Source organism: Sphingomonas populi (assembly GCF_004208535.1).
Taxonomy (GTDB): domain Bacteria; phylum Pseudomonadota; class Alphaproteobacteria; order Sphingomonadales; family Sphingomonadaceae; genus Sphingomonas; species Sphingomonas populi.
In genome coordinates, this window is record NZ_SGIS01000041.1 from 20,473 (window position 1) to 30,641 (window position 10,169).

A 10,169-nucleotide genomic window follows, 5' to 3' on the forward strand; every position below is an offset into this window, starting at 1 on the left:
GAGAATTTTCAATAGATCGTTGAGCGGTTCAGCGCAGATGCAGCGCCTTCATGAACATCGTCATCGAGATCACGACGAGATACAGGCCGAACACCTTCTTGAGCGGTGCCGCCGGCAGATTGTGCGCGACCGCGACGCCGTAAGGTGCGGTCAGGATCGACATCGAGGCGATTGCCAGCGTCGCCGGCAGATTGACGTAGCCGAGCGATCCCCACGGCAGCCCCTTTTCACCGAAGCCCGTGATCGCGAAGCCGATCGCGGTCGGAATCGCGATCAGCACGCCGATGCCGGCGGCGGTCGCGATCGCCTTGTGGATCGAGCGGCCGCACAGCGTCATCACCATGATGGCGATGCTGCCGCCGCCGATCCCGAGCAGGGAGGAGAAGGTGCCCAGCCCGCCAGCGATCGCGACGCGCGGCGCGAGGCCAGGCATCGTGTCGGAAATGACGTAATTGCTGAGCTTGGGGACGAGGAAGTTGACCGACATCAGCAGCACGCCGATCGCAAAGATCAGCAGCAGGATATGCCCGTCGACATGGTCCGCCAGCACGACGCCGATCGCGTCCCCCAGCACCAGCCACGGCGCCCACGTCTTGATCACTTCCATATCGACCGCGCCGCGCTTCGCGTGTGAGCGGAACGAGCGGATCGAGGTGACGATGATCGTCGCCGCCGACGTGCCGATCGCGACATGTGCATATTGCGATTTATCACCGCCGAGCAGCGGCAGCAGGTACACCAGTGCGGGTACGACGATGAAGCCCCCGCCAACCCCGAATATCCCCGCCGTGAAACCAGCGGCGAGCCCCGCCACCAGCAACGCCATCAGCGGGATAAGCCACGCCGTCATTTCCACCGTCATCGAAAAACAACCCCCCTTATCGATCGTTCGCGCGTCTTTCGCGCTGCGCCCCAGTATAACGAATCAACCAAAGCAACCCGCCACCGGGAATACCCAGCGGCAAGAGTTTTTCCCGGTACGGCTTTGTTTTGCGTCGCAGCATTAAAGTCAACTCAATATCGTTGCCTGCCAAGAAAACGCGCGGATCGCGCGGCGGCTGTGGCGGATTCGGCACAGACGAGCGCGCAGGCCGCCCCACATGGCACGACTCGAACCGGCTGCCGGGATATCGGGGTGTGGGCTGCTCAGCCCGCCGCAGCGGCGCGCAGCAGTAGCGGAAAGCCCGTTTCGGGCATGAAACGCACGCCGGTTTGCGGTTCGTGCGTGACGATCCGGTTCCGTCCCGCATCCTTGGCGGCGTACAGCGCCGCGTCGGCGCGCGCGGTGAGGTCCTGGAACGCGCGATCTCCGGCCTCGATCGCGGCGACGCCGAAGCTCGCGGTCAGCGGCGTGGCGACGCCGATCTCGCGCCAGTCGGCGGCGGCGAAATGCTGGCGGATCGACGTCGCGAGCCGTGTGCCCTCGGCGGCACTCGCATCGGGCAGGAAGATCGCGAACTCCTCGCCGCCGGTGCGCGCCGCGCTGCCACCGGGCGGCAGCGCGGTGGCGATGATCGCGCCCAGCCCGGCGATCACGCCGTCACCGGCAAGATGGCCGAAGCGATCGTTGACTCGCTTGAAATGGTCGATGTCGCCGATGATCATGCAGCCCTGCGGTGGCACCGCCGCCAGCGCCTGTTCGAAGCCGCGCCGGTTGAGCAGCCCCGACAGCGGATCGGTGATCGCGTCGCGCGCATAGCCCGCGACCACGTCGAGCAGGATCGCCGCCAGCGCGGCCAGCCCCCACACCATGCCGAGGATCGCCGCGACCGACTGCATCTCGAACCCGTAGATCGTGCGCAGATATTCGGGATGCCCGGCCAGCAGCACGAGCGTGACGAACACCCCGCGCCCGGCGGTTTCGAGCGCGACCAAAGCGGTGATCGCGAACAGCACGCGATCGATCCGCAGCGTGAGGTGGCGGCGCATCGCGATCAGCACCGGCAGCAGCAACAGCCCGCAACTGACGTCCGACGTGACATATTGGAGCGGCGTGCTCTCCGCCCCGTAAATCGCATAGCCGCACACCGCCATCGTCGCCGTGGCGATCGCCAGCCGCACGATACGATGACGATGCGGCTTGCCGATGTGGTGGAGCAGGCCCTGGCTATACCCAAGGAACGACAGCACGAAGCAGCCGTCCGCCGCGAGATATCCGAGCGGGTCGTTCTGCACGCTTTGCGGCAACAGGGGCATCGCAAAGCCGATCGCACCCCACAGGAACCCGAACGCCCACCAGAAGGCACTGCGCCGATACCAGCGCCATACGAGACCGAACACGATCGTAAAGATCGCCATATAGGCGGGCAGCAGGAAAGCGAATGGACTGTCCATCGTCAAACTGCCGCCGTCATGCCCCTAGCCCCGCACCGATTGCTAACCATAGTTGGTTAACGAATCGTTTTCAATTCGCCGCCGCCACCGCCTCCAGCGCGGCATCGATCGCTGGCGTGGCGCTCGCGCCATCGGGGATGTCGTTGGCGAACAGCGCGAAGGTGAGCGTGCGCCCGCTCTTCGCGATCAGCCAGCCCGACAGCGCCGATGTCGCGTTGAGGCTGCCGGTCTTGGCGAACAGCCTGTGGTCGAGCGGCGTGCCCGCGAACCGCCGCGCCAGCGTGCCATCGACTCCGCCGACCGGCAACGTTTCGCGCCACGCAGCACCCCAGGGCTGGCGCGCGATCCAGCGCAGCAGCGTGACCACCCCGCGCGGGCTGACGCGGTTGTAGGTCGACATGCCCGACCCGTCGGAGAGATCGACCGCCGCGCGCGGCACCCCCGCCTCGGCCAGCACGCGCCGCACCTCCGCCTGCCCATCGGCGATCGAGCCGCTGCCCCGCACCCGCCCGATCCGCCGCAGCAGCAGTTCGGCGTGGAGATTCTGGCTGAGCTTGTTGGTGATCCGCACATCCCCGGCGAGCGGCGGCGGCACGGCCCGCGCCAGCACCGGCGGCTCGGGCGGATGCGCGGCGGGCGCGCCACCACGCCGCGCGGGATCGTCGGCGGGGCCGGGCGGGCGATGCCGCACCAATGTTCGCCCCGTCACGTTCACGCCGCGCGCACGCAGCAGGGTGCGGAAGGTCCATGCCGCATACTCAGCGGGATCGTCGATGCCGATCCGCTCGCGCAGCGGCTTGGCGCCAACCGCGATGGTGCCGGTGATCCGCAGCGCCCGCCCGTTCGGCGCGCGATCGAAACCGACCGCCGTCGCGCCGCCCGCCACCGTCATCGCGGCATTCTCGACCGTGTAATAGGGCGCGACCGCGATGCCCGGCGACGCGCCGATCGTGGCGGCAGGTATCACCGTGACCGGCAGTTCGTTATCGTCGAGCGTCAGCGCCGAGATGCCGGTGCCGGAGCGCGTGGCGATGTTGTTCCAGCTCATCCCCGGGCTCCAGCGCAGGTCCGGGAACCCGCTATCATCGCCGATCACGTCGCGCACGCTGCGCGTCTTCGCCGCCACCGCATCGGCGAGCGTGGCGAGGCAATCGACCGTGCAATCGGCCGCGCTCGACAGCCGCGCGTCGCCGTGCCCGGTCAGCACCACGTCACGCCCGTCGATCCGCACGCTCGCACCGCCTTCGGTATCAGGCTGGGTCAGGTCGCCGAGCGTCGCGTACGCCGTGGCGGTGGTGAAGATCTTGGTGTTCGAGGCAGGCATGAAGCGGTCATCGGGATGCACCGCGACCAGTTCGCGCCCGTCCGCATCCATGACGAGCAACCCGAAGCGAGTCCCCGCCGGCGCGGTGGCGAGCGCAGCCGCGATCGGTCCGCCCGGCGCCTGTGCGGCGGCAGGGGCTGCAAGGACGAGACACAGAGACAGCGCACGCTTCATACGCGGCAGCGTAGCGACCGCGGCCGCATCCGCAACGCACAGCCGCCCGGTGATCGACGCGAGCCTCCTCGCCCTTTCTTGTTCTCCCGCGTGCGCGGGAGAACAAGAAAGGGCATGTCGCGCGTACTCTGCCAGCGGCCCGACCGCCGCCAATCTTGACGCGAGACTCGTCCCGCGCGATGATCGCGGTGGAACCAACAGCGCACATTCAGGGAACTTCGAAGCATGGCGAGCCGCGTGCAGCCGCCGCTATGGCGTGAGACGGTGAAGGCTGGTGCAGTGCGCAGCAGCCGGGTGATTGGCGCGCTGGCGATCCTGATCGGTGTCGTCGCGTTCGTCATCGCGCTGGCGAGCTACCATTCGGGCGATCCGTCGTTCAACACCGCCTCGGCCGGTCCGGCGCGCAACTGGCTCGGGCCGGTGGGTGCGTGGTCCAGCGACCTCATGCTGTTCCTGTTCGGGCCGATCGTGGTGCTGATGCTGCCGGTGCTGATGCTGATCGCGCTCAGGCTGTGGCGCGACGTGCCGGTCGGGCGGTGGCGGCTGATGTTGCTGCTCGCCACCGCGGGCGTGGTGCTGATGGGGACGACGCTCGCGTTGATCTCGGCCACGGCGGTGCTGTGGCTGCCGGCGGGCTGGGGCGGCCTCGCCGGGCTGGCGATCGCCGATTCGCTTCGCTTCGCGCTCGGCTTCATCCCCGATCAACAGGCGATGCTGTGGACCGCACGCGGACTGGGCGCGCTGATCGGGCTGGCCGGGCTCGCCTGCTGGGCGTCGAGCTTCGTCGTCGGCCTCGACGGCGCGAGCATCCCGCGCCGGATCAAGGCGCTCGCCGATCTGCGTGAGCAGGGCGGGCTGGTCGAGGACGATCGCGAACCCGCCACCCCGCGCACGCCCGACGCGCCGCGCATCACCGTGCCGCGCCCGGTCGCGCTGCCCGACGACCGCCCAGCCCCGGTCATCAGCGACCGCACGATGGCCAGCGTCGCCGCACCGCGGCCGCGCGCGCAGCAGACCTCGTTCGATCTCGGCGACAGTTCGCAACTGCCCTCGATCGACTTGCTCAATCCCGCCCCCGCCTCGGTCGGCGGGCCGATCGACAAGGCCGCGCTCGAGCGCAATGCCCGGCTGCTCGAATCGGTGCTCGACGATTTCCATGTGAAGGGATCGATCGTCAACGTCCGGCCCGGCCCGGTCGTAACGATGTACGAGCTCGAACCCGCGCCGGGCATCAAGGCCAATCGCGTCATCCAGCTCGCCGACGATATCGCGCGCAACATGTCGGCGATTTCCGCGCGTGTCGCGACGATTCCGGGGCGCACCGTGATCGGCATCGAACTCCCCAACGCGCGCCGCGAGATGGTCGGCCTGCGTGAGCTGATCGACGCGATCGAGGACGAGCCGGGCTCGCTGCCCTTGGTGCTCGGCAAGAACATCGCCGGCGATCCGGTCATCGCCAACTTGGCACCAATGCCGCATCTGCTCGTCGCGGGCACCACCGGCTCGGGCAAGTCGGTGGGCTTAAACAGCATGATCCTGTCGCTGCTGTACCGGCTGCGGCCCGACCAGTGCCGGATGATCATGATCGATCCCAAGATGCTCGAACTGAGCATGTACGACGACATCCCGCATCTGCTCTCGCCGGTGGTGACCGATCCCGCCAAGGCGGTGCGCGCACTCAAATGGGCGGTCGAGCAGATGGAGGACCGCTACCGGCAGATGTCGTCGGTCGGCGTGCGCAGCCTTGCCAGCTTCAACGACAAGGTCCGCGCCGCCAAGGCCAAGGGGCAGCCGCTCGGCCGCAAGGTGCAGACCGGCTACCACCCCGATACCGGCGCGCCGATCTACGAGGAGGAGACGCTCGACTATCAGATCCTGCCGCAGATCGTGGTGATCGTGGACGAGTTGGCGGACTTGATGATGACGGCGGGCAAGGAGGTCGAATTCCTCATCCAGCGGCTCGCGCAGAAAGCGCGCGCGGCGGGCATCCACCTCATCATGGCGACGCAGCGCCCATCGGTCGACGTCATCACCGGCGTCATCAAGGCCAACCTGCCGACGCGAATCAGCTTCCACGTCACTTCGAAGATCGATTCGCGCACCATCCTCGGCGAACAGGGCGCCGAGCAACTGCTCGGCAAGGGCGACATGCTCTATATGCCCGGCGGCAAGGGCATCGTCCGCGTCCACGGCCCGTTCGTGTCCGACGACGAGGTCCACGCGGTCGCCGATCACTGGCGCTCGCAGGGCCGGCCCGATTACATCCAGTCGGTGACGGAAGAACCCGAGGAAAGCTTCGCGATGGACGGCGCGCCCGCTGGCGAGGATTCGGCGGAAGACCAGCAATATCGAAGCGCCATCCAGTTGGTGTGCGAAAGCCAGAAGGCCTCGACCTCGTGGCTGCAACGCCAGCTTCGCATCGGCTACAATTCGGCGGCACGGCTGATCGAGCGGATGGAGAAGGACGGCATCGTCGGCCGCCCCGACCATGTCGGCCGCCGCGAAGTGCTGCGCGACCGCGAGGGCAATCCGGTTTAGGGGACGGACGACGCGCTCCCGGACTCGGGCCGGGGCCAAAGGCGCTGGAAAGCGTTAAGAGCGGGTTCAAGCCGCGCCGCCTAGGTCTCGCGCGCAGATTTCGGGAGTTTTCACATGATCCGTTCTCCGGCCTGGGCGCTGCTCGCGGCCCCCGCCCTCGTTGCCGCCGCGCCTGCCAACCAGGATCTCGCGCTTGTCCAGAAGCATCTGCGCAGCATCCAGACGATGACCGGCGCGTTCACCCAGACCGACCGCAACGGCAAGGTGTTGACCGGCACGCTGACGCTCAAGCAGCCCGGCAAGATCCGCTTCCAATATCAGAAGGGCGTGCCGATCCTGATCGTGGGCGACGGCAAGGCGCTGACCTTCATCGATTATTCGGTGAAGCAGGTGCAGCGCTGGCCGATCGGCTCGACCCCGCTCGGCGTGCTGCTCAACCCCGATCGCGATATCGGCAGCATCGCGCATGTCGTCGATAGCGGCGATCCGCGCATCGTCTCGATCGACGCGACGGACCCCAAACATCCCGAATATGGCCGGATCAATCTGGTCTTCACCCGCGATGCCACCGCGCCGGCGGGGTTGCGGATGGAAGGCTGGGTCGCGCTCGATTCGCAGAGCAACCGCACCACGATCCGCCTGTCTAACCTTCGCTTCAACGCCCCCGTCGATGACGGCATGTTCCGCTGGAACGATCCGCGCCCCAAATCGCCGAAGGGCTGAGCTTCCCCGCGCAACGCAATGTTTCCGTAGAGAAACATAATAACGGCTATGTCATCCGATTCTGGCCGGTTCGTTCATAGTGGCGACAGGTTCGCGGGCCTAGATCGGTCTTGCGGTTGCGGGGACTTCGAGATTTCCCCCTGTTGCTCGAAGCTCCGCTCCCCGCCTGCGTGACGAACGCCGGTCGGCCCTCGCTCCATGCCCCCGGAGCGAGGGCCTTTCCGTTTCACACCCCGCCGGTCGTTATGCGCCCCTGTAAACAACCGCGCTGGCGTAGCGTCGCGGCGATGGCTACATGCCCGCAATGCCTTCGCCCAACGCCGACACGCTGAAAATCGTCTCCTGGAACATCAACTCGGTGCGGTTCCGCATCGAGATCGTCGAGCAGTTCCTGCGCGAGGTTTCGCCCGACATCCTGTGCCTGCAGGAAACCAAGGTGATCGACGGCGATTTCCCCGCCGCCGCGTTCAAGGCGCTCGGCTACAAACACATCATGCTGCACGGCCAGCGCATGCATCACGGCGTCGCGATTCTCAGCCGTGTCCCGCTGGTCGAGGACGACCGACTCGATTGGCAGGCGAATCGCGAGGCGCGCCATATCGGCGTGCGGCTGGCAAACGGTATGCGAATCGAGAACGTCTATGTCCCGGCGGGTGGCGACGTGCCGGATCGGGAGGTGAACCCCAAGTTCGGCCAGAAGCTCGATTTCGTCGAGCGCATGACCGCCTGGTCGAAAAGCCTCACCGCCCCCACCTTGCTGGTCGGCGATTTCAACATCGCGCCGCTGCCGTCGGACGTGTGGGGGCACAAGCAGTTGCTCGGCGTCGTCAGCCATACACCGATCGAGGTCGAGGCGCTCGACCGGCTCAAGGCGTCCAACACCTGGGTCGATCTGGGCCGGCATTTCCACCCCGCCCCGGCGCGGCTGCATACGTGGTGGAGCTATCGCTCGCCCGATTTCACCGTCAACGATCGCGGGCGCCGGCTCGACCATATGTGGGCGACCGCCGAGGTGGCCGCCAAGGCGGTGTCGCATACCGTTTTCGAAGGCTGCCGGAGCTGGCTCAAACCCTCGGATCACGTACCGATCATGACCGAATTCACCGCATGAGCGACGCACGACTGACCGCGCTGGCGATCGACGCGCTGCGGCGCGGCTGGCCGATCGCGATCGACGGCGCCGATGGTGCCCTCGCGCTGCTGCCGATCGAAACCGCCGATCCCGCCCGGCTCGCCGCGTTCGACCCCGCCGGGGTGGCGCCGGTGCTGCTCAGCGCGGGCCGCGCGGTGACGCTCAAGCTCGCCAACCAGCGCGACGCCGCCGTGCCCGACGCGCCGGTGCTGATCGACCGCACGCGCTGGCTCGACTTCGCCGCCGCGACCGCGCTCGCCGATCCGCAATTCGATCTCCAGAATCCACTGATGGGTCCGTTCTACGCGACCCCGCTCGCCGAGACTGCGGCGGCGGGCGCGGCGCTCGCGCTGGCGCGAATCGGCGGGATGCTGCCGGCGTTCTTCGCATTGCCGGGCGGATCGGCCGCGCTGACGATCACCCCCGCCGATATTGGCGCGCATGAGGACGCCGCGCGCCTCACCATCGCCACCCACGCGCGCCTGCCGGTCGCCGGCGCCGAACACGCCGAAATCTACGCGTTCCGCACGCCTGAAATGCCCGGCGAGCATGTCGCGCTGCTGATCGGCACGCCCGATGGCACGCCGCCGCTGGTGCGGCTGCACAGCGAATGCCTGACCGGCGACGTGCTCGGCAGCCTCAAATGCGATTGCGGCCCGCAGCTCGACGCGGCGATCGCGGCGATCACGGCGAGCGGCTGGGGTATCTTGCTGTATCTGCGGCAGGAGGGGCGCGGCATCGGCCTCATCAACAAGCTGCGCGCCTATGCGCTGCAGGATCAGGGCTTCGACACGGTCGACGCCAACACGAGGCTCGGCTTCGCGATCGATTCGCGCAATTTCGCGGTGGCGGCGCGGATGCTGGCTTTGCTCGGGCAGGATGCGGTGCGGCTGCTCACCAACAACCCGGAGAAGGTCGCGCAACTCGAGGCGGCAGGCATCACCGTAACCCAGCGCGTGCCGCACGTACTGCCCGCCAACCCACACAACGAACGCTATCTGGCGACCAAGCGTGACCGGACAGGGCATCAGTTCTGAGGCGTTCCCTTTCCCATCGGAACCGGGGGAAGGCAAAAGCGCCCAGACCGCGACGTTCGCGTTGGCGATCGTCGCCGGCATGAAGCCGCCATGCCGCAGCCGCCCAAACCCAGACATTCCTGAAACAGCAGCCAATCGGGAATGTCAGGTCGCTCGCTTGCAGTCGGGCGATGGTCGCTGCATTTCGGCGCCTCTCTTTGGGGGACAGCAAATGGAAACGCGAACCGCGTCGGCGGATGATGCTGAGGGAATGGGGCAGGTGCTTCGAGAGATTATCGAACATACCGGCCGCCAGCGGCCGCACGACGCTAGTTTTGTAATGGGCCGCTACATTGCCGATTCTACAAGCATACGCTGCACCGTTGCCGTCGACGGATCAGGGAATATCGTTGGCTTTCAGTCTTTGAAGAAGGCCGTCGCAGGCAACCCGTATGATACACCGGAAGGATGGGGCATTATTGGAACCCATATCAGCCCGAAGGTCCATCGACAGGGCGTTGGTAAGCTCCTGTTTTCAGCAACGCGGGAAGCCGCACGTCAGGCGGGTCTAGAAAAAATCGACGCCTACATCGGGGCCGACAATCCATCCGGCCTGAAATACTATAATGCTATGGGATTCCGTACCTACCGCACGCCCGAAGGAATCGTCCAAAAGGTTTGCGACCTGTAGATTGATCGGGCCTTCCACCTGACCTGAACGTGTGCCGAAGCCCGATCGTTCGCGATTCCGATCGGCAGGAAGCGCCCACTTGCCGTCGTTCCGCTTTCTCTCATACAACCCTAGGGCGTGGTGACGATTTAACTATCTCAGCCATATAGCGATGGCTGCGAGTTTGACGAAGCCCATGAAGTTGGCGAGCAGCTTGTCGTATCGGGTTGCCACCCGTCGGAACTGCTTGAGTTTGGC

General features: G+C 66.6%; 7 protein-coding genes and 3 pseudogenes. 6 read left to right on the top strand and 4 right to left on the bottom strand.

The genetic code is table 11. From position 1 onward, the window contains the following. Positions 1–28: 28 nt before the first annotated feature. From EWE75_RS20085 to dacB, 3 genes are all read right to left on the bottom strand, one after another. The gene (locus EWE75_RS20085) at positions 29–850 is read right to left on the bottom strand and encodes a sulfite exporter TauE/SafE family protein (protein ID WP_427915802.1); all 822 of its coding nucleotides are present in this window, start codon (positions 848–850) and stop codon (positions 29–31) included. Positions 851–1,146: 296 nt separating this feature from the next. Further along, positions 1,147–2,334, bottom strand: a complete 1,188-nt coding sequence (locus EWE75_RS20090; RefSeq protein WP_130159886.1) for a GGDEF domain-containing protein — start codon at positions 2,332–2,334, stop codon at positions 1,147–1,149. A gap of 70 nt (positions 2,335–2,404) precedes the next feature. Then, a complete protein-coding gene (gene dacB / locus EWE75_RS20095) occupies positions 2,405–3,832 on the bottom strand; it encodes a D-alanyl-D-alanine carboxypeptidase/D-alanyl-D-alanine endopeptidase (RefSeq protein WP_130159887.1) in 1,428 nt (475 codons plus the stop codon). Between the two features lie 225 nt (positions 3,833–4,057). Here dacB and EWE75_RS26305 point away from each other — a divergent pair. From EWE75_RS26305 to EWE75_RS20120, 6 genes and pseudogenes are all read left to right on the top strand, one after another. Beyond that, positions 4,058–4,480: pseudogene (locus tag EWE75_RS26305) on the top strand (DNA translocase FtsK 4TM domain-containing protein); the annotation flags it as partial. A 390-nt stretch (positions 4,481–4,870) separates the two neighbouring features. After that, positions 4,871–6,370: pseudogene (locus EWE75_RS26310) on the top strand (DNA translocase FtsK); the annotation flags it as partial. A gap of 114 nt (positions 6,371–6,484) precedes the next feature. After that, positions 6,485–7,093 (top strand): LolA family protein, encoded by a 609-nt coding sequence (locus EWE75_RS20105; protein WP_130159889.1) that lies wholly within the window; start codon positions 6,485–6,487, stop codon positions 7,091–7,093. Between the two features lie 295 nt (positions 7,094–7,388). Beyond that, complete coding sequence (locus EWE75_RS20110; RefSeq protein ID WP_427915803.1) at positions 7,389–8,204, top strand: exodeoxyribonuclease III; 816 nt, start codon at positions 7,389–7,391, stop codon at positions 8,202–8,204. Further along, positions 8,201–9,262 (top strand): GTP cyclohydrolase II, encoded by a 1,062-nt coding sequence (ribA, locus tag EWE75_RS20115; protein ID WP_130159890.1) that lies wholly within the window; start codon positions 8,201–8,203, stop codon positions 9,260–9,262. Before EWE75_RS20110 ends, ribA begins: the two co-directional genes overlap by 4 nt. Further along, positions 9,237–9,932, top strand: coding sequence for a GNAT family N-acetyltransferase (locus EWE75_RS20120; RefSeq protein ID WP_231708477.1), 696 nt, complete (start codon positions 9,237–9,239; stop codon positions 9,930–9,932). The genes ribA and EWE75_RS20120 overlap by 26 nt, the downstream gene beginning before the upstream one ends. A 132-nt stretch (positions 9,933–10,064) precedes the next feature. Here EWE75_RS20120 and EWE75_RS20125 read toward each other — a convergent pair. Continuing rightward, positions 10,065–10,169, bottom strand: a pseudogene (locus EWE75_RS20125) (IS5/IS1182 family transposase); the annotation flags it as partial.